Origin of the sequence: Nitrospira sp. (assembly GCA_030653545.1) — a bacterium.
Classification (GTDB): Bacteria; Nitrospirota; Nitrospiria; order Nitrospirales; family Nitrospiraceae; genus Nitrospira_D.
Genome location: JAURZE010000022.1, coordinates 201,387 through 221,222, shown reverse-complemented (window position 1 = coordinate 221,222; position 19,836 = coordinate 201,387). Strand labels below are relative to the sequence as shown.

Annotated in this window: 17 protein-coding genes; 2 read left to right on the top strand and 15 right to left on the bottom strand. The window is 52.6% G+C overall.

Annotated features, from left to right (window positions below; all coding sequences use genetic code 11):
* Positions 1-324 precede the first annotated feature (324 nt).
* The 15 genes from Q7U39_07845 to Q7U39_07775 form a co-directional block, all read right to left on the bottom strand.
* A complete protein-coding gene (locus Q7U39_07845; GenBank protein ID MDO9117853.1) occupies positions 325-1,395 on the bottom strand; it encodes a glycosyltransferase family 4 protein in 1,071 nt (356 codons plus the stop codon).
* The gene (locus Q7U39_07840; GenBank protein ID MDO9117852.1) at positions 1,395-1,889 is read right to left on the bottom strand and encodes an acyltransferase; all 495 of its coding nucleotides are present in this window, start codon (positions 1,887-1,889) and stop codon (positions 1,395-1,397) included. The genes Q7U39_07845 and Q7U39_07840 overlap by 1 nt, the downstream gene beginning before the upstream one ends.
* 488 nt (positions 1,890-2,377) lie before the next feature.
* Positions 2,378-4,753 (bottom strand): DUF4091 domain-containing protein, encoded by a 2,376-nt coding sequence (locus Q7U39_07835; protein ID MDO9117851.1) that lies wholly within the window; start codon positions 4,751-4,753, stop codon positions 2,378-2,380.
* A 10-nt stretch (positions 4,754-4,763) separates the two neighbouring features.
* Positions 4,764-5,873 (bottom strand): glycosyltransferase family 4 protein, encoded by a 1,110-nt coding sequence (locus Q7U39_07830; GenBank protein ID MDO9117850.1) that lies wholly within the window; start codon positions 5,871-5,873, stop codon positions 4,764-4,766.
* 119 nt (positions 5,874-5,992) lie between these two features.
* Positions 5,993-7,282 (bottom strand): hypothetical protein, encoded by a 1,290-nt coding sequence (locus Q7U39_07825; protein ID MDO9117849.1) that lies wholly within the window; start codon positions 7,280-7,282, stop codon positions 5,993-5,995.
* Positions 7,283-7,465: 183 nt separating this feature from the next.
* The gene (locus Q7U39_07820) at positions 7,466-8,767 is read right to left on the bottom strand and encodes an oligosaccharide flippase family protein (protein MDO9117848.1); all 1,302 of its coding nucleotides are present in this window, start codon (positions 8,765-8,767) and stop codon (positions 7,466-7,468) included.
* Between the two features lie 87 nt (positions 8,768-8,854).
* Positions 8,855-9,949: a UDP-N-acetylglucosamine 2-epimerase (non-hydrolyzing) gene (wecB, locus tag Q7U39_07815; protein MDO9117847.1), complete on the bottom strand. Its 1,095-nt coding sequence runs from the start codon at positions 9,947-9,949 to the stop codon at positions 8,855-8,857.
* Positions 9,950-10,511: 562 nt separating this feature from the next.
* A complete protein-coding gene (locus Q7U39_07810) occupies positions 10,512-10,649 on the bottom strand; it encodes a hypothetical protein (protein MDO9117846.1) in 138 nt (45 codons plus the stop codon).
* Positions 10,646-10,885: a DUF433 domain-containing protein gene (locus tag Q7U39_07805; GenBank protein MDO9117845.1), complete on the bottom strand. Its 240-nt coding sequence runs from the start codon at positions 10,883-10,885 to the stop codon at positions 10,646-10,648. Before Q7U39_07805 ends, Q7U39_07810 begins: the two co-directional genes overlap by 4 nt.
* A 1,297-nt stretch (positions 10,886-12,182) precedes the next feature.
* On the bottom strand, positions 12,183-12,395 hold the full coding sequence (locus tag Q7U39_07800; GenBank protein ID MDO9117844.1) for a hypothetical protein: 213 nt from the start codon (positions 12,393-12,395) through the stop codon (positions 12,183-12,185).
* A 361-nt stretch (positions 12,396-12,756) separates the two neighbouring features.
* Entirely contained in the window at positions 12,757-12,996 is a 240-nt protein-coding gene (locus Q7U39_07795; protein ID MDO9117843.1) for an AbrB/MazE/SpoVT family DNA-binding domain-containing protein, read from the bottom strand.
* Positions 12,997-13,250: 254 nt separating this feature from the next.
* Positions 13,251-14,210 (bottom strand): GDP-L-fucose synthase, encoded by a 960-nt coding sequence (locus Q7U39_07790; GenBank protein ID MDO9117842.1) that lies wholly within the window; start codon positions 14,208-14,210, stop codon positions 13,251-13,253.
* Between the two features lie 164 nt (positions 14,211-14,374).
* A complete protein-coding gene (locus Q7U39_07785) occupies positions 14,375-14,782 on the bottom strand; it encodes a four helix bundle protein (protein ID MDO9117841.1) in 408 nt (135 codons plus the stop codon).
* Positions 14,783-14,838: 56 nt separating this feature from the next.
* Entirely contained in the window at positions 14,839-15,846 is a 1,008-nt protein-coding gene (gene gmd / locus Q7U39_07780; GenBank protein MDO9117840.1) for a GDP-mannose 4,6-dehydratase, read from the bottom strand.
* Positions 15,847-16,075: 229 nt separating this feature from the next.
* A complete protein-coding gene (locus Q7U39_07775; GenBank protein MDO9117839.1) occupies positions 16,076-16,573 on the bottom strand; it encodes a tetratricopeptide repeat protein in 498 nt (165 codons plus the stop codon).
* 291 nt (positions 16,574-16,864) lie between these two features.
* Here Q7U39_07775 and Q7U39_07770 point away from each other — a divergent pair, with 291 nt between their 5' ends.
* Positions 16,865-17,749 carry a type II secretion system protein N gene (locus Q7U39_07770; protein ID MDO9117838.1) on the top strand — a complete coding sequence of 295 codons (885 nt, stop codon included), beginning with the start codon at positions 16,865-16,867 and terminating at the stop codon, positions 17,747-17,749.
* A 292-nt stretch (positions 17,750-18,041) separates the two neighbouring features.
* The gene (gspE, locus tag Q7U39_07765; GenBank protein ID MDO9117837.1) at positions 18,042-19,778 is read left to right on the top strand and encodes a type II secretion system ATPase GspE; all 1,737 of its coding nucleotides are present in this window, start codon (positions 18,042-18,044) and stop codon (positions 19,776-19,778) included.
* Positions 19,779-19,836 lie beyond the last annotated feature (58 nt).

Here is a 19,836-nt window from a genome sequence, read left to right as displayed (position 1 = left end):
TGGATCAGAAGGTGACCCTCCCTGACCTTAGGGCTAGGAATGTCAGCGAGGTTGGTTTCGCCGGATGCAAGATTTTGTAAAATCTGTTTCATTGATATTCTCGCTCCCAGATGTAACCCACGTGGGTTAAGGATAATCCCAGGATATCTTAAAATGTCGACATCGTATGCGCTATTTCGATACGGGTTTGTGATTCTTGAATTAATGGATGGCATCTATGGGTCGGCAGCAACCGTTTCTTGTGCTTATGTAGGCCAAGGCTACCTCGCTTTTCGATGGGGCTATAGAGGCCAAGAAATAGTAGGCAATATCCTAAGAGGCTGCCTATGGCTTCGAGTGGCATACTGTTTGGTAGATATCCATCAATTCTTTAGCGTTGTCATGTTGCGGCTGCACCTTCTGGCCTAGTGAGTCGTTTGCCACCCGCAGCTGTTCTGATAGGCTTTCCACGGATTTACAGCGAAAGAGGGCTGTGCCACTTGGTCTTGCAACACAATCCGAACAAATAACTTTTAATCCATGCTGTAGAGCTTCCCTTACTGCGACGGAATCCCCATCCATAGTTGTTGCCCGAATGTACGTGTCGCATTGCCCTAGCATGTAGTTAAATTCGTCGGGGTGGGTATCTTGCAGGACGACATACTCTAAGTGCTCCATTGTTGCCGCAAGATCGTTCAGTTCATTGAGATATTGGCTGTCAAATGAGTTGTATAGCGCCAGAATCAGAGCAATTTTCTTGTCTTGGTATGTTCGTGCCAAGGCTTGAATGATTTCATGGTAACCGTAATGCGGAAGGCCGAACCCAGAGGAAATCAAAACGACTTCGTTTCCTGATCGGATTTCCGCGAGTTTCTCGGCGAGGCTTCGCGATGCCCCTCCCTCTACCCTAATGTATGCGGGAATAACTGCAATCTTGCTCGACGGGATGCGAAGCCCTTCAATAGCTTTTTGTTGTTCTGGATTAACTAAGATTATTCGGTCGAAGAAATGCAGCGTCCAACGCAGCAAAGTTCTGGAGAGTGGGCTTTTCTCAGATAGTCTGGCAGTGAAGCTTCCCCCGTGTATTGTGAGCAGCAGTTTCTTTGAAATCTTTGTTGCTACGAAGGGCAGTATGCGAAGCACGTTGCTTCCGGATGAGACATGTAAATGTACAATTCCATATCCGAAAAACAGTTTACGAAGGACACGGATCATGGCGCGTAGTGAAGAACTCTTAAATCGATATAATTCTATGGCGTGTTGGGGTGTCTCAGTGGCGCTGGATTTACCATAGAAGTCAACTACCGTCACCTTATAGTGCCGATTCAAGATATTCGCTAGGCGCTGGATATGAACTGTAATGCCTCCGAAAGGAGGTGGATAGCCACCTGCGATTATAACTTTGTGTTTTGGCATTATTGGTTCACTATTTTGTTCTTAGTAAGTAGTGCTTCGTGATTGCGAATGGTGGCCTCATCCCACCTTTTTCTTAAAACTTTCGCAGGCACACCAATTGCGATGCAATAAGGATCAATATCTCGTGTAACCACGGCTCCAGCCCCAACCACTGCTCCTCGACCGATGGTTACACCTTTAAGGATGATCGCGCCTGCTCCAATCCAGACATCGTCCTTAATCTCAATAGGTAGATCGTCTTTCGGTCCTTTGTTTGAGACATCGCACATATATTGCCCAACGACCTCGATGTTATGGTCTCCGCCGATTATCATCACTCCGGGCCCGATCATTACTTTACTCCCTAAGGTGATCCCACGGGCGGAGGTAAGAACTGCTCCCTTTCCGATGAATACATCATGACCAACAGTGATAGTTGCGTATGAATAAGACCCAGAGGGATCGAAGCGAAAATTCCTTCCGTGTCTGCAAAACAATGGCCGCAATAGTGCCATATGAATGCGCCTATACAGCTTGCTGTAGAAGACTAATACCTTTGCAGGTAATGCCAAAAGGTATAGGACCATGCTCAGTAAAGGCCTTTTACTGGCGAATTAAATGTTCGAGTTCTTGTAGTTGCGGTCTTGTCGGAAAGTCGGCTTGTTACAATTTTACAGTAGGAGCTTCCAAAGATGTTGGGCACGATTCCTGGCATGGTTGCAGCCATGACTTTGTCTAAATACCATAGGGCAATGTCCTGCTGAGGTACAATTACTGAGCCTGTGGCGTGGAGCAACTCTTGTGTCGCGCTCTCTTGGTTGATAATCCCGAGTTGCTTCGCAAATTCCAACAAGCTTCTCTTCTTCTTGATATGTTTCTGCATGGTTATTATCAAGCTCTGCCCCTCTATCTATGAAGGGCGGGGTTACCTGGCTGCCAAATCAACGTCTATCTTTCGCAAATGTTGCAACCCGACAATCTATTGGATCCCAAAGGACATGTGTTATCTGGAGGCTATGTCGAGCATCCAGCGCCTTGCTGATAGCAGTTTCTGGTAATTAGTTGGTTGTTCAACAACTTCGTCAAGCTTACGCCAAAATTCGGTCTGCTCCAAATTGTTATTTAGCTTTTGTTTCGCCTGCACGAGGAGCTCGTAATCCTCAACGCCTTCGCGCCATGCCTCCCAACGCTTACTAGTAATGATGGTGTTTTCTCCCTCATAAATTACAGAGTAGTCAGGCCGCGTTCCGTCAATGTCATTCCAGGCAGTGCCAATCGGCCCAGTATCAGCATAGGCCCAAAAACCGATCCCTGTAGCGCCTACTTGGAATGCCCTCCATGCCTGGCTGCGATAGAACCCTAATGGGTCTCCATCCTTGCCGCCACCGCCAGCGCTGTATGACCACAGCTCCCGCTTAGATGATTTGACAGCTTTAGCAAAGGGGCCAGATAGCTGGTTCACGAGAACTTGAAAAATATCTATTACGGGTACAAGTCGGCTAATGTTGGCTGTCGGTGCACCAGTGTGTGTAGTGTATGTTTGCAGATTAGGGTTTACACCTTTGATTAATCTCGCCGTCTCATACAGGACACCTTCTTGTTCTGCACTATTTGGCTCGTCAACCGGATAAAAGAAAAAGCTTTCATAGCCAATTCCCCTGCTCAATAGGTGTTTGCTCCAGTCCGCTATCCATCTGGTAAATAGCATCTCCCATTCTTGGGTGTTGAATGGTGCTGCGCCCTTTAAGGTTCGGAGCCGTGTATCATTGAAGCCCAAGAAGAATAGAAAACGGTCTGTCTTCTGATAACGATCAATTACTTTGTCGAATTCTGTGTAATCAATGCTCCAGCGGTCCTTGGAAATTCTTGGCCAGGGAAGATGTGCAGGGTGAAGAGCGAAAAGGTTAGTGTGGTGACTTACAAGGTCTTGGACGGCTTTATCTTGTTTGTTCTCAATGGGCCGCCAATTTAAGTATGCCCAATTTGTCACCATAACATTTTGGCGTAGAGGCATTTCTGCTGACCAGACTCGAATGTGGAAAGGCACTGTCGCGGTCCAAGAAGTGCCAGTGTGAGCGTCAAAGGTGATTACTCCTGGAAATGTGTTGGGTCCTGCATCTTGCGCAGAAATAGATAGCCAGATTTGCTTCGACTCACCTGGGTTAAGAGCGAGTTCTCCAGAGTGTAGAGGAACGAGAGGGTCCGCACGAACTTGACCCCCCGCTGTGTAAATGGGGCGTGCTTCTAGCAGCGTGACACTTGGGGCGGTGTGCCCAGCCGAATCGACTTGTGCCGCAACGTGTATTGTCTGTGGAGTCGCTGACGCGTTCGTGAGGTTTATGGTTTCAGAGTACGTACCTCGCTTCAGAAGATCGAGCGTCCACCATCCCAAATTTGTTTGCTGTATGGTGGGGGTGTCTAAAGCTGTAAAGCCTACCCACGGATGATCGCGCCAAATCACAATAGGTTCTTTATACTTTTCTCTAAGAGCAGCCGTGTGAGACAAGCGTATGTCTTTTTCAAGTGATTGTATTTCCGCTTCATCAGCAAAAGAGTCGTTGTCAAGGCGTGAGACGAGTGCGCGAATGTGGTTGATCGAGGCGGTAGGAGGGACTCCTCTTGTTGTCCACTTTTCTAAGGTCGCCAAGAGACGATGAGATGCAAAGGATAAGCTGCTTGCTGAAGTTCCGATCTGGGAAAGTTGTTTGTCAGTTTCTGGAACGTTCTCTCGTTGCAAAGCATAGTCGGTTCTAGCGCTTGAACGTCCGTCCGCCCCGAATATCCTAATCTCGTCAACGAATGTAAATGGACCTCTAGGATGGATGAATATCCACACGTGCCGAGCGTCGATCGAAACTACTTTTGAGCAAAACGTTTTTACTGAATAATCACCGTCTCCATGATCTTGTCCCCGCATCAAGTTTCCCGCATATGCATAGCTAGCATGGTCTAGCGATAAAAACATTTCTACGCGTTCCGGAAACGAGACAGCGGCATGAATCCCACGGGCAGTATTAATGCAAATTTTACTTACAGTAGAGGGCTTGGTCAGGTCGATTTCAATCTTAATAGGACCGGTCTCCTGCCACCCTACGGTAGTTTTCGATGTCCAGAACCGCCCGATCGTATATTCTCCATCGGTAAGTTGTTTCGAATCTTGTTCGTCCCGTGTGAGGGCATAGTTGGGTATAGGGTCAAAAGTGTAGGATTTGCCAATAGCAAGATCCTTGGCGAAGGCCGGGTCAGATAAAGCCGCGATCCAGCAGAATGTAGTTAATGTAGTAAAGGTGTGGGAAGGTATTCTGCTCAGAGAGTTGTTGCCAAAGGCGAATCTCTGCTGTATCGCGAGCAGCCATGGAATAGCTGAAGAAATGTTCATTGACGTATCCTTACTGGCCTAAGGCTTCCCGATACACTGCAAGAGTCTTCTGTGCGATCACGTTTGCGTGAAATCGCTCGTAGGCGACCTCCCGGGCAGCCTCACCCATTTGAGCTGATAACACAGGGTTTGAGAGCAACTTCAAGAGCCGATCGACTATTTCCGCTTCATTGCTGGGATCAACCAGATAGCCAGTTCTCCCATCGTCAATCATGTAAGGAAGGCCGCAGATATTGGATGCGACTACTGGCACACCAGCAGCCATGGCCTCCATCACTATCATTGGTGCGGTCTCCTGCTTGGAGATAAGGATCAAGCAGCTTGCGCGAGATAATTGCTCAAGAAGTGTTGGTCTATCCACATTCCCAAGAAACTGAACATTCTCTTCCATTCCAAGCTTTCTCACGCATTCCATGCAGCGAATTCTGTAGCCTGGTTCTTCTGCGTCTCCTGCAAGGAGCAGGTGAGCTGATGGTTGAATCCTCAGCAGTTGAGAAAAGCTCCGGAGCAATCCGATCACGTTCTTACGCTCACTAATTCTTCCTACATAAAGAATGCGCGGTCCCGTGCGCGCTCTTTGGACCTTGAAGAAATCATCTGTGACTGGGTTGTCGATGTTCCACTGTTTCCCACCAATCTGACTGCCAAGCTCCTTTGAGACATAAGGGCTAATTAAAATAGTATGGGGCGACCGCTTCCGCCCCTGTCGTTCGATAAGCGCAATGGTGTTCTTCCTAATCGATAGCATGGGCCCGCCCTGAAAAAGAATGTCTCGTTCTGCAATGCCGTGTATGGTGAATACGTATGGGGCATTGTATCCCAGCGTCCATCCGCCGCTGCCTTGGAAGTGTGTAATGTCTGGCTTGATTTCATTCAGGCAACGATGAATCGCTTTGCGGAATGAAGTCCAGTAACTGATAAAGCCTGGAAGCTTATCCGCCTGCAACCAGTGTAAAGTCATTCCATCACGCTGCTCGATTCCTGGTTTGTGTTTTGAGCAAGGTGCAATGATGTGTATTTCGAATTCATTGAGGGATCGTAAGCCTTCAGTTAAACAGTACGCTACGCTTTCGACGCCTCCGCGAACGATACTCGGAGCCTCCGGAAATGTTGATACCATGGCTAGCCTAATTGTCATGGTATATCACCATTCATTATCAGTATCCCCTAGATTGAATGAAGGGTTGGACCACTTACTAGACTCACTACCTATGCCTAGGACTATCTAAGCCGTCGCAGTTAGAACTTAAGGAACATATATATAACCGCTAGCACGCATAGTATTAATGAAACCAATAAATTGATTGACATTACTCGCCCCGTCAAGCGCATAGATGCCTCGGCCACATGCACAAGTGCCAGTCCCTGAAACAGGGTTTTGTGTCGCGCACTCGCAGCTATGGTTGCAATCGCCACGAAAAGGACAAGTGTAACGAGTACAGGCAGTATCGATTGCCTGCTCCGTAGGCCGTAGTACATACCAAGTGCCCAGAAAGGAATGCAGAAGTACCACACAATAGCTCCAAGTCCCTCAATAACGTGAGGAAGATAAGTGCTCTTGATCGGAGGGACCGGGGCAAATGCTGTATAGACTGCGTTAAGAGGTAGGAATAGATATGCGGGCGCCTTATATATGTAGCGTATAGCCAAAGACTCTTTAGATGCGCTTGTCACTACCATTTCAGTGTAGTGGTCAGGCTGCCCCAGCAAGCTCTCAGGTGGGGGCGCACCAAGTTCTTTTCCATAAAGAAATCCGACCGCTAACAATATTAGTGAAGTGCCAACGAGAAGCGCTTTTGAAAGGAGGCTCTTAGCGAATACGCCAAAGTAGACAGTCACGGCTGCAACTAGAGCAAAGAATGTTGAGCTCCTAAGGAGGAATACTCCTAAGAGTGCGAAAGCAAATGCTGCAAATAAAGTTAGTCGTGAAACTCCAGTTGTAGCGCGCTGCAATTTTAGGACAAGTATTGTCGACACTGTGACAAGAAGTGCAATTATGATGTCGCGTAACGTGTTCCCAGAGTAGAGCCAGAAAGTAGGGAAGAAGATCGCCAAAATTGCAGCCCTGATAGCAACGGTGGAGTTATATGATAAGTTCGCTAGACTAAACACTGCCGCACTCAGGAGACCGCCGCACATCGCATTCACGATACGTGGAGCAATTGGACTCATATCGCCGAACAGATTGGCGAAATAATAGATTCCTCCCAGGAGTAAAGGGTAACCTTTATACGTATAGCCTTTAAGTGGTATCTGGCTTCTCGACGTACCATCAATCCAGTCCCTCGCAATTGTGGTTCCGATGTGATGAAAGTGTGCATCATCATGTGGATTCAATTCTGTCGCCAAAAATGTGGTGCCATGATCAGCTAGATAGTAATAGTAGAGCGCGAAAACGACTAGCACGTTTAGAGAATAACTTAGAAGGAATATACGTGAAGCAAGTGTGCTGCTAGCGGAAGAAGCGTTTTCTAACAGTTTTGCCAAGAAGAATCCAAGTCCGCCGCAAAGGACGAGCAGGATAGGCACCGAGAATTCATCGGTCGAAAGTAAATGGGCTATCGAAGCGATGGCTGAAAGGCAAGCCAACGGCAAAGCTAGCTGGAAGCTGCGGGGCATATAATTCTGATTGTTTTCTAACATAGGGGCGGTTTTAGAGCTTGTCATCTAGACCCAAACCAGGATTTAGACTTTGCTGGCATTTGTGATGCGTCAGAGCGCTCGTGTGAGTCTGCTTATAAGTAGAGACTTTACAAGTTCTCCTGTGGCTATGGAAAATGCATACCAACCGAGCAACCCTAATAACCCTATTTTGATCATCAACTCGCTTCCAATTGAAACTACCATTGCCAATGTGAAGAGATTTACATAGAAAGAGATCTGTGGCCTATTAATAGAATGCATTAAGATTGAAAAGAAGCCAAATGCGATAGTGGTTGCGGTTCCAAGACTAGTAACCCAGAAAAGTGGAATGGAGTCCCCGTATTGAGGTCCGAGGGTGAACGACATCACGACTGATAGAGAGGCGATCACCAGTATAGAGAACAAGAAGAACCAGGGAAGTATTTGAAACACTCTTGCTCTATATGATGCGATTGTGTCTTTCGTTAAACCGGCGATTTTTGGAAAGGCTACTTGTTGCCACGAGTCATTAAGCAAAGAAAATACGGAGGTAAATAGTAATGCCGCATTCAGGAGTGCAACTTGTTTCAGATCGCCAAGGGTGGCGGTCATGAAGATAGTACTTTGTTGAATCAAGACAAATGAGATCCCAGAGGCAGCTACCCATTTCGAGTAACTGAGGCTTTCCTGAAGTGCGCTAAAAAGCTCTCTTGCCTTAAGCGCGGTGATGTTAATCGCTCGACCAATAATGGAGTACCCATAAATAAGTACAACCAGCAATGGTCCCAAGTAGACGATGCCAAAAAGAAGTTCAGGGGAAAGGGTAGCTGGAAGAGAGAGGATTCCGCCGATCATCAGTAGTCTAAGAAGTGCATATCCTATCGTCAGAGTGGCGATCTGCTGGAACTGTTCATGGATCTGAAAGAACCCCTTTGCGTAACTCCAGAAACCGAGGATCCCACCAGTCGTGAGTGCTATTCCCAGCATTAGGCTGTGATCAGCCGTCTTTGCAAAGAGCTGTGAGAGGCTGTGGCCGAAAACCAAAGACACACCAATCAAGAGTCCAACTACAACTATCTTGAAGTAAAGATTGCAGGCGAGGATTGCCGCTGCTTTCTCTTTTTCTTCTATATGAAGCTTATAGAGCCGAACCATTGTGAGGTTCATGCCGAACTCTGAGATGCTGAAGGTGGTGAGGGCGATCGTGGCAGCTATCGAAAATAACCCGAATTCTTCATGGCTATAGTTTCGAGCTACGGCGACGTTAGCTATGAACATTGCAAGATTGTTAAGGGTATTAGAGAAGAAAAGAAGGGCAACATTCCGTGAGAACGCATTCGAAATACGAAAATAATCAAGCAGCTTGAGGTAACTGGATTGGACGAAGTGCATTAAGTCATGCCGATCAAGGGCGGCCCAGAAATGATGGCGGGTGGGTTCTCTCCGAAATTCTCTTTAGGGAAACATCGCACGATCCCTTTACACTACCCGCTCTAGCTCATTCACAATTCGCTCCGCCGCCTTTCCATCCCACTTCGGAGGGATCGCGCCTTTCTTCCACTGCCCTGTCATCAATCGCGCTAAGGCCGGAGGCAGCTTGCTCGGGTCGGTGCCGATGAGTTCATTAGTGCCGATGGTGATGGTCTCCGGACGTTCGGTGTTGTCACGCAGGGTGAGGCACGGAATGCCGAGGACCGTGGTCTCTTCGGTGATGCCGCCCGAATCAGTAATTACACCTTTCGCATGCTTCACCAGGTAGTTAAATTCAAGATAGCCTAACGGATCAACGTAGTTGAGTTGTGGAGTCTTGCTATCGAGGTCGCGCAGGTTCTTTGCCGTCCTGGGATGCACCGGAAACACCACCGGTAAACCACGGGTGCCTTCGGCGATGGCATGGAGGAGTTGCAGTAACTGTTGCTCTCCATCCACGTTCGCCGGGCGATGCAAAGTAATGACAAAATACTTTCCCGGCTCCAGCTTGAGCGAGTCCCAACAGGCCGGCGGCCGTAACCGTGGCATCTGTTTCAAGAGGGTATCAATCATGGTATTGCCGACGAAGAAGATGCGATCGTCGGTGATTCCTGCGCGGCGGAGATTCTCGTTGGCCGTCTCGCTGGTGGTAAAGAACCAGTTGGTGATGGAGTCGGTGACGACGCGGTTGATTTCTTCCGGCATGGTCCAATCGCCGGAGCGGATGCCGCCTTCGACGTGGGCGACCGGCACGCCGAGTTTGCGGGCTGCGATGGAGCAGGCCATGGTCGAGGTGACGTCGCCGACTACCAGGCAGAGATCGCTCTTGTCCTTCAGTAAGACCTTTTCATAGGCGACCATGATTCCGGCGGTTTGCTCTGCTTGTGTGCCGGATCCGACTTCTAGATTGATATCGGGATCGGGAATGCCGAGTTCTTCAAAGAAGCTCCCGGACATGGCCCGGTCGTAATGCTGCCCCGTATGAATCAAGCGATAGCGCAGCGGCCCTCCCCGCTTCTCCGCTGCCTTCAGCGCGTCGATGATCGGGGCGATCTTCATGAAGTTGGGCCTGGCTCCGGCGATGAGATCAATGCGTTTTATCATGTTGTTCGGCTTCTTCGGGTTTCGGTCAGGTGGTCGTTACTTCGGCTATTCTTACTCGCGCTTGTCCCGGCTCGCGTGGCTGAATGTTTACGCCACCGAGGAACTACTTAGCTGATTTGGTCTTAATGGGCAACAAGGAAGTGATCTGTTGCCAGTCCTTCGTGTTCCGCAGAAGGCCGGGTTTGGCATCGTAGAATGCTGGAAAGGCCCGCGAGATTTCTGAGGGTCAAGGTGAAGGTTGAGGTCGGCATGAAACTGATTCGTGTTTTCGCGCAACTGCAACCTCAATTGTAAGCGTGTACGGAGGTCTCTCCCCCGGGCTCTTTCCGGCAATCCCGGTTGGTGGAGCAAGACTCAGACCAAGTGGCTCTGTCCTGAGCCTCTGCATAGTCAATGAGTTAGAACTACCAGACTGATGAGGATCTGTATGGATGCCGGTTAGGCTGTACAAAACGGAATAAAGGGGAAGGTTGTAGGGGGGAATTGTTGGAGGTTTGAGGCTAGAGGTTGGAGGTAGGGAGCCAGAGGAAGGAGCGGGGCGGCCTCCAGGGAGAAGGATCACTTACTCCTCCGGCAAGCGGTCTACGATTCGATCCCATTCTTTGATGGCAGGCTTTACGTGGTGATCCAAGTGTGTAAGAGCGGCATGCAGACGCTCGACGATTGCTCGATCGACGCCTTCATCGGCGACGAGTCTCATGCAGCCTGATCGGGAGTCGGGTAAATGACGTCCGCTCGCAGCGCCTTTGCCGCAAAGTCCAAGGCTGCCGAAACGGCTTCCCGGGTCAAACGCGAGTGCGCGGCGATAATCTGTTCCGGAGACTCACCGGCAGCGAGCTTTTCAAGTATCAGTTCAACCGTGATGCGTGTTCCGGCAATAACCGGTTTGCCCATCATGATCGACGGGTTCGATTCGACAAGCTGCGTTTGCATCATGCCCTCCTTCACACCAGCATCCACAGGACTAAAAAAGAAGATACATGGTCGAGAGTCTTTTTTCCGGCCCGCTCCAGCAGACCGACTCCGCTCAGTCATGCTCACCGCTCACTTCAGACGCTCAACATGGCGCACGCCCCACGCATCGTTCGCGATTTTCCTCCGTCATCATTCCGAAATCTACCCCCGGGCCCTGCACAGGGCTTCGAGTTGTTCGCGATTCTTGTCGACGAGTCGGTCAAGACGCTCCAGCCCCATCAGAAGCTGTCGCAGCGCCATTTATTCCTTCCGGGGAGAGTTGATCCAAGCATCGAAGAATCTGTTCATCGTTTATCTCGATGGCCGGCATGGATGACCTCCTTCACTCGCGTCTGCACCTCCGTCCGCGAGTCATTCTACGCACTGCCTTTCCACATGTCGAGATCTTGTTGAAGGGAAGTACGGCCAGCAAGCGGAGAGGGAAAAGGGGGCGGGATATCCGAGTCGAGATGCGCTGTGATGGTCACCTGCTTCTTATGTGAAAGCGCAGCGTGGGCCTTCTTCGTGGCGGCCCGGTCAATTCTCAGGTGACTGAGACTCGGTTGTTTCTTGGTAGTATCTCCGAACCCTTCTCTATTCTATGGAGCCAATGATGCGGGTCTTGTCGCCGCGTTTCGTAAGCTGTGTCGTGAGGACGCGGCCCGTGCAAATGCGGGATGCCAAAAGGGGGCGGGAGTCTATTCTCTGTGCCTCTCCATGAGGCCGACGTCGCTGCGTCATTCCAGCCGCACTCTCCAGATGCTCCACGATCCGCTCCGCCCCCTTGCCGTCCCATGTCGTCAGCTCCACCGAAGGGGGACGGGCACCGCCGCAGACGGCGGAGCCAGTCCCCTGCTGCCATTGCCCTGCCATTACAGGCGCTCGTGTCGGAGGCAGCGTCCTTGGTTGGGTGCCGATGAGTTCATTTGTTCCGATTGTAATTATCTCCGGGCGTCCGGTGTTGTCGCGCAGGGTATTCGTTACACCTCTTTGCTTTGAGGGGTATTCTGCCCCGAGGACTCGATCATTTTCGGTAGACTTTTCGGCGGTGACCGATAGTCACGATGGTCACCAGATGCCGTGCATCATTCACCTCGTACACGATCCGAAAGGTCCCTACCCGTATACGGTATAACGGCACGCCACCGAGTTTCTTTGCGCCATGTGGCCGTGGGTTATCGGCTAACTTTAGGATTGCCTCATCAGCCCGACGAAGCAACTGATCCTCCAGCCGCTCAAGCTCCCGGCTTGCCGAAGGCTTGATGACAAGCCGATACTGTCACAGACAGCCGGCCTTCTTGAGTCGTTGGCGAACACGTTGGTACGGAATAGCCCGCTCTGCGCGCCGGTCATACCATTTTGCCACGTCGATCAGATCTTCCTTCAATGCCGGGTTGGCGAAGAGTCGCTGCATGATCGCTTCACGCTCGGACTTCGGTAAGGACTCAAATGCCGTCATGAACACTTCCGCTGTGGCATCGGCTATTTTCATAATGGCGCCCTCCTTTTGATCGAATTCTCTTTAGGTTTCTTCGAAGGAAAAGAAAAGACAAGGGGTCGGGAGTCTTTTCTCTGTGCTTTCTGATACATCCGGAAGGCCATCCACGCTGACTGCGTATCTTCAATCTTGAGTTGGCTGGTCCTCAGAATCTTGTCTAGTACGACTACTATGGTGTCTTTTGACTAGCCAGAGGCGCTTTCCAGTACCCAGACCAGTTCACACAGCACGATGCGATTAATAAACCCTGGTTCGTCACGCGTACATCGCTCTGTGATTACTTGGGATGCCGCGCGTGATTGTGCGGGATCGTCTTGCACCAAATGTCTGACCAGGACATTCGTGTCGATTCCAATCATCGACGTCCCCCGCGCTTGCGAATGGCTTGATTCATCTCGGCTACGCTGACCGGCTTGGTGGGCGGTTTGAGTATTCCCGTTAATTCCGATGCATCTACGCTTGCCGGGAGCACAACCACTCGGCCGTCCTTTTCGATAATAAAGTCCAGGCGGTCCCCCGGATGCAGATTCAGTCGTTTGCGCATGTCTTTCGGGATCGTTGTTTGGCCTTTGCTCGTCATTGTCGATGTGGACATTTGTATAGCCTTAGAGTTTTGAGCAGTCTTTACTCTATAGGTAAGCCGTTGGCCAAGGCAAGATTGTGGAGAGATTGGGGATGTGGAGGTCTGAGGCAGGGAAAATAATTGCTGGAGGTTGGAGGCCCAGGGTTAGAGGGGAAGGCTTGAAGATGGAGATGCTACGCAGTTGTCATAAGCCTCGAACCTCCGGCCTCTAACCTCAAGCGCTTCTTTCTCAGCCTCAATCCTCCAACCTCAAGCGCATTTTCCCATCAGAACTGCACTTCCCGGAGCTTGTTGCGGTTGTCGTGGAACCACTGGACGGTCTTCTTGAGTCCTTCTCGCAAGCGATGGCGTGCCTGGAATCCGAAAAGTTCTTTGGCACGGGTGACGTCGAGACAGCGGCGGGGCTGGCCATTCGGCTTGGTGGTGTCCCACTTGATGGGACCGGCGAAGCCGACTTCTTTGGCAATGAGTTCGGCCAGATCGCGAATGGCGACTTCCTCCCCGGTTCCCAGGTTGACGGGCTGGCTGTCGTTGTACTGTTCGGCGGCAAGGAGAATGCCTTCTGCCGCGTCTTCGACGTAGAGGAATTCCCGGCTCGGCGAGCCATCACCCCATAGTTCGACGTGGTCTTTCTTGAGATCCTTGGCTTCGCCGAATTTCCGGATGAGCGCCGGGATCACGTGCGAGGTCTTGAGGTCGAAATTGTCGCGCGGTCCATAGAGGTTGACCGGAAACAATACGATGGAATTGAAGCCGTACTGTTGGCGATAGGCCTGCGACTGCGCAAGCATCATCTTTTTCGCAAGGCCGTAGGGGGCATTCGTTTCTTCCGGATAGCCGTTCCAGATGTCGTCTTCTTTGAACGGAATGGGCGCGAACTTGGGATAGGCGCAGATGGTGCCGAGCGCCACGAATTTCTTGAGGCCTATCTGGCGTCCGACTTCGATGAGCTGCGTGCCCATCATCAAGTTGTCGTAAAAGAACCGGCCGGGGTTGGCCTGGTTGGCTCCGATGCCGCCGACCCGCGCCGCCAGATGGATGACGAGATCCGGTTTCGCATCGCTGTAGAGTTGCTTAACGGCGTCCATCTGGACCAGGTCGTACTCTGTGCTCCGCGGGATGACGATGTTCTTGCACCCCTTGGCGCGCAGTTGCTCGACGACGAATGAGCCCAAAAATCCTGCTCCACCGGTGACGACGACGCGTTTTTCTGCCCAGAATGACATGATAGCCTTAGGTTAGAGGTTTGAGGTTCGAGGCCTGAGGCAAAGCACAAGAGGTTTGAGGCCCGACGTTCGAGGCTTGAGGCAATTGCCTCGCATCTCCATCTTCAAGTCCCCCTCCTCCAACCATTAGCCTTCAACCTCGAGCACTCTTCGCATTTCCAGTATCAACCTTCTCGTCGATTCTTTCCCCTCACTGAGTTCATGAGACCATTTAGTTTTCGATCAATTAGCTCAGCCCTTCTGCGGATATCAAGCGCCTCTTCATCGGAGAATATCTTTCGAATGCGGAATACTTCGTTCAGCGTGACGGTTTCGTACAGGGAGCCTTGGGCGATACTTAAATACTGCAAAAACTCTTTTCGATGCTGCCGCCCTTTTCCTTCGGCGATATTTTGCGAAACTGAAACTGCTGCCCCTTCCATTTGGGAGACCAACCGAAGATATCTGCCCTGAGGCACACGATCGAGCAGCCCCAATATGAGGTCAGCAAGCGCGACAGAATCATTCCATACTTCCAGTTTCTCAAACGGAAAGAGGTATCCAGGAGCTGATGCCTCGCTTCTCCCCTCCAATCTCGGCCCTCCTACCTCTAACCTCCAACCTTCAGCCTCACCCCTCGGCCTCAGTCTCAACCTTTCTTTCTTGTCCCATCGAGACGTTCGCGTTCCGCTGCGAGATCCGCGTCGACCATCATGTTGACGAGTTCGTGGAAGCCGACCTTGGGTTTCCAGCCAAGCTCTCTTGCGGCCTTTGCAGGATCGCCGATGAGGAGGTCGACTTCGGTTGGACGATAGTACTTGGCATCGATCTTCACATGCTGCTTCCAGTCCAGCTTGAGCCGGTCGAAGGTCAGTTCCAGGAACTCCTTGACGGTGTGCGTCTCCCCTGTCGCCACGACATAGTCGTCCGGCTTGTCGGCCTGCAGCATCAGCCACATGGCTTCGATATAGTCGCCGGCAAACCCCCAGTCGCGCTTGGCGTCGAGATTACCCAGAAATAAATCCTTCTGAATGCCCAGCTTGATGCGGGCGGCGGCTTTGGTGATCTTGCGGGTCACGAAAGTTTCGCCTCGTCGCGGCGATTCGTGATTGAAGAGGATGCCGTTGCAGGCGAACAGGTTGTAGGCTTCCCGGTAGTTTACCGTGATCCAGTAGGCATAGACCTTGGCTGCGCCGTAGGGGCTGCGCGGATAAAAGGGGGTGCTTTCCCGTTGCGGCACTTCCAACACCTTGCCGTACATTTCGCTCGATGACGCCTGATAGAACTTCGGCGTCAGCCCCGACTCACGAATGGCCTCCAAAAGCCGAATGGCGCCCAGGCCGGTGACATCCGCCGTGTATTCCGGAATGTCGAAACTCACACGCACGTGGCTCTGCGCCCCGAGGTTGTAGATCTCATCGGGTTGGATGGTGCGGATGATGTGATTGAGCGAACTCGCATCGTTCAAATCCCCGTAGACCAGTTTGAGTCGGGCATTGGGGACGTGCGGGTCTTCGTAGATGGGGTCGATCCGTCCGGTGTTGAACGAGCTGGATCGGCGAATGATGCCGTAGACTTCGTATCCCTTGGCCAGGAGAAACTCCGCGAGATAGGATCCATCTTGCCCGGTAATACCGGTGATCAGCGCTTTTTTCACGATCAGATCTCCCTATGAGTGTGACTTACCTAACGTCGTATCGGTCTTCGTATCGGTCTTCGGGTTGCCGGCCGCTCAGCGTGCGGCCCTACAGTCGGGCAGCTCCGCCCCTGCCACGGACGCATATACCAACGGTTTGTATATGGTATGTGGACGATATGTCTTTGATTGCATGATGCTTGAGGAAAATACTTATCTCATTCCCGGCGATTGGGCAACAAGGAACGCATTACTTCACGTTCCGCAGGAGGTTCTGCCAGGCGTGGAGTTGCTGGCTGGTTCCCGCTTTCGGGTTGTTTTGTGCGGATCGCTGCTCGGCCTGGCTCCGTCCCGTGCTCAGCGCATCGATACGCTCTCCGACGTCCCGATACAGGCTGTCTTCCCGCCGGAGCCAGCGATAGGCTTCGAGGGCTTCGGCGATCCGGCCGAGCGATTCGAGGGTGCGGCCGAGCACGTAGAGGATTTGCACGATGTCTTTTTTCGATGCGCCGGGTGACTTGAGGGCGTTGCGAAACGCCGCGACCGCGTCTTCGTATCGATCGCAGGACTTTTGCGAAAGTCCCATTTGGGCATAGGCTTTCAGGGCGAGTGCGGGGTCGCTCGCGGCCTTTTCAAATTGCTCGATCGCTTGCTTGAAGAGGCCAGCTTTCCGCAACGCAAGGCCCCGTTCGTATGCCTCGGCTGCGAGGTCGTTGAGATTTGTTTCCGGAAGATCTGAGTCAGACATGCAGGCACAACTCCTTTACCAACTCCTCATGAACTAGGCTGGAATCAGCAAGACCCAGACCATAATGGCTGTTTGAGCAAATCTAAATGTATCAATAGATTAGGAATTGGCAAATTCAGGGCGGGTGCCCTAATGGCGTTCAATGTACACATGACTGCCGCGAAATCGCTGTCCATAAGTCGGCTGCGCTGGACGACCTCCTGAGCAACTCGATAAAAGTATTGCCTGTCGATCGCCCGATGCGTAGTGTAGTATGGACCGACACGCTCTTTTTGGATGATACAGACCGGCATGGATATTCTCGGCGATCAACCCGGACGGCGCCTCACTATCGCCGCCTATCTTGCTGTGGGCGCATTGCTCATTGCGCACGGCGTCAATGCGTTTGTCGCCGCGGCCTTAGCCCTCCCGCCCACGAAGGGCGCGGCTCCTCAATCTGCTCAAACGGCTGTTCCGGTGACGTTTGTGCCGCAGCAATGGGTGGATCAAATTCAGTCGAGCGGCCTGTTCCTGCTGCCCGCTGCCCCGCTTGGAATGACCGGTGTGCCGGGGACTGCTTCGCAAGCACCCGTACGGGCGGCCTTGGGCGTGGCGAACAAGCTGCGGCTCTTAGGCGTCGTGTTAGGAAGCGAACGCGGGGTGTTCGCGATTGTCGAGGAACTGGCCACGAAGCGGCAGGTGCTCTACCGGCTGCACGATCAGATCCCGGATTTGGGAGAGGTCAGCGCCATTCGCCGGGACGGCCTGGTGATTCGGAGCGGCGACCAGGAAGAGCTGCTGGAACTTTCCACGACCGACAAGCCGGCGGCTCCGGTGGTGACCGCCGGCGCTCCGGTTGCCTCAGCGCCCGGAGTTCCCATTAAGAAAGTGATCGATCGGCGAGAGGTCGAAGCGGCAATGGCCGACCTGCCGAAGCTGCTGACGCAGGCCCGTGCCGTGCCGTTCATGGTCAATGGCACCCCCAACGGATATCGCATGGACTACATCGCCCCTGCCAGTTTCTATGAAAAGATCGGTATCCAATACGGCGATGTGTTGCAGCGGGTCAACGGTGTAGATGTCCGTGATCCCTCCACGATGCTCAGTTTGTTCCAGCAATTGAAAAATGAACGAACGGTGAAAGTCGATATGGTTCGCAACAACCAGAAGACCACCATGACCTTTGAGCTCCGATAGGTTTCGTCCTCACTCCTCGTGGCATATTGCGGGCTGGTCTGGTCTCTCCACACATACCGTTCTGTCTGTTGCGAATTGACGCGTGCGCCCTCGGGGTTGATCCTGAGCCTCACTGGCAATTGGGCTTCCGGGTCTTTCCGTGCCACCGGTAAGCCGGCTCTCGATCGATTCCGGAGATGCCTTTGTTTTACTTGTGGTTAGACGAAGAAACTTGGAATTGATCTTCAAGCCGGTTAGTCTAAGGACGTGGTCTCCCTATAATGGTGAATGGTGAGATGGGGTACGGAGTACTGTGAGCGAGTCCGAACAGCAAGTTACCTTCGGCAGGCCGCTTCTCGGGCGGATTCTCGGGGAGAAATTCAATCTCCTGGATTCCAAGCTCGACGAGGCGTTGGCCTATCAGCGTGAGAAAGGCGGCCGCCTCGGCGAAGCCCTCCTCCATTTGCGTGTGCTTCGCGAAGAGGAACTGTTGGAAGCCCTGGCCCAGCAATTTGAGCTGGCGTGGTTGCCGCATCTGGAAGTCTCCCATATCGATCATGAACTGATTAAGCGGGTGCCCATCGCCTTTGCGCGGCGCTACCGGATTCTCCCCTTGCGCCATGAGGACGGTGCCGTCGTGGTTGCGACGACCGACCCGCTTGAGACGGTGGCGTTGGATGATTTGCGCCTCTTGTTGGGGAAACCGATCCGGCCGGTGCTGACCACAGGGCTTGCCCTTTTGGCCTGCTTGAACCGCGTCTATGACGAGGCGGCCAGCCCCGCCGGGGCTGAACAGGTCATGGAAGACATCGCGGCGGCGGAAAATCTGGACCAGCTGGCCCATGAGCTGGATGAACCGCAGGATCTGCTCGACGCGACCGACGAGGCCCCGATCATTCGCCTGGTGAACTCGGTCTTGTTCCAGGCCGTACGGCAGCGGGCCAGCGACATCCACTTCGAATCCTTCGAGCGCGGCCTCGTGGTCCGGTACCGGATCGACGGCGTGCTCTATCCCGTGCTGACCCCGCCGAAGCGCTTGCAGTCCAGCATCATCGCCCGCCTGAAGATCATGGCGGGGTTGAACATCGCGGAAAAGCGCTTGCCGCAAGACGGCCGCTTTGCCATCCGGACGGCGGGGAAAGACGTCGACTTGCGTGTGTCGGTGCTCCCCACCTCGCACGGCGAACGGGTGGTCCTTCGTCTGCTCGAAAAAGAGAATCGCCTTCTGAATCTGACGGAGATGGGATTTTCAACCGACCGGCTCTCGTCCATCCAGCAGCTTATTCAGCTGGCTCACGGCATTATCCTCGTGACGGGTCCGACAGGCAGCGGCAAAACGACCACGCTCTATGCGGCCCTGAGCCAGATCAATGCGCCGGATAAGAACATCATCACGGTCGAGGACCCGGTCGAATATCAACTGCTCGGGATCGGGCAGATGCAGGTTAACCCCAAGATCAATCTCACGTTCGCGGCCGGCCTGCGTTCGATCCTGCGCCAGGACCCCGACGTCATCATGATCGGAGAAATCCGCGATCGCGAGACGGCGGAAATTGCGATTCACGCGTCGCTCACAGGGCATCTGGTCTTCTCCACGCTGCATACCAACGACGCGGCCAGCGCTGCGACGCGGTTGATCGATATGGGGATCGAGCCGTTTCTCGTGGCTTCCTCGGTCATGGCGGTCCTCGCACAACGTTTGCTGCGGCAAATCTGTCCCGATTGCAAGAAGCCCTATAGGCCCACGGTCGATGAGCTTGGCCGTCTTGGCCTGGATGGCAAGGGGCCCTTTACGTTTTACCGCGGCGCCGGTTGTCCGAACTGTTCGCAGACCGGGTATCGCGGCCGGACGGGCATCTATGAATTGCTCGTGCTGGATGACGAAGTGCGGCGGCTCATCGGGGCGAAAGCCGACTCATCGGTGATCAAGCAGGCGGCCATCGCCAAGGGCATGATCACGTTGAAGCAGGAAGGCGCGATGAAGGTGGCTCAGGGCGTGACGACGACGGAAGAAGTGATGCGGATTACGCAGCAGGAGATTGAGATCTAGCAAGATGCTGGAGGCGTGAGGGTGAAGGCTGGGGTCGAGCAGAAGATGTGTGAGGCTT

Coding starts and splice junctions, on each gene's coding strand:
- Q7U39_07845 (MDO9117853.1), bottom strand. CDS start 1,395: ATGCCAAAACACAAAGTTATAATCGCAGGTGGCTATCCACCTCCTTTC.
- Q7U39_07840 (MDO9117852.1), bottom strand. CDS start 1,889: ATGGCACTATTGCGGCCATTGTTTTGCAGACACGGAAGGAATTTTCGC.
- Q7U39_07835 (MDO9117851.1), bottom strand. CDS start 4,753: ATGAACATTTCTTCAGCTATTCCATGGCTGCTCGCGATACAGCAGAGA.
- Q7U39_07830 (MDO9117850.1), bottom strand. CDS start 5,873: ATGGTATCAACATTTCCGGAGGCTCCGAGTATCGTTCGCGGAGGCGTC.
- Q7U39_07820 (MDO9117848.1), bottom strand. CDS start 8,767: ATGCACTTCGTCCAATCCAGTTACCTCAAGCTGCTTGATTATTTTCGT.
- wecB (MDO9117847.1), bottom strand. CDS start 9,949: ATGATAAAACGCATTGATCTCATCGCCGGAGCCAGGCCCAACTTCATG.
- Q7U39_07810 (MDO9117846.1), bottom strand. CDS start 10,649: ATGAGACTCGTCGCCGATGAAGGCGTCGATCGAGCAATCGTCGAGCGT.
- Q7U39_07805 (MDO9117845.1), bottom strand. CDS start 10,885: ATGATGCAAACGCAGCTTGTCGAATCGAACCCGTCGATCATGATGGGC.
- Q7U39_07800 (MDO9117844.1), bottom strand. CDS start 12,395: ATGAAAATAGCCGATGCCACAGCGGAAGTGTTCATGACGGCATTTGAG.
- Q7U39_07795 (MDO9117843.1), bottom strand. CDS start 12,996: ATGTCCACATCGACAATGACGAGCAAAGGCCAAACAACGATCCCGAAA.
- Q7U39_07790 (MDO9117842.1), bottom strand. CDS start 14,210: ATGTCATTCTGGGCAGAAAAACGCGTCGTCGTCACCGGTGGAGCAGGA.
- Q7U39_07775 (MDO9117839.1), bottom strand. CDS start 16,573: ATGTCTGACTCAGATCTTCCGGAAACAAATCTCAACGACCTCGCAGCC.
- Q7U39_07770 (MDO9117838.1), top strand. CDS start 16,865: ATGGATATTCTCGGCGATCAACCCGGACGGCGCCTCACTATCGCCGCC.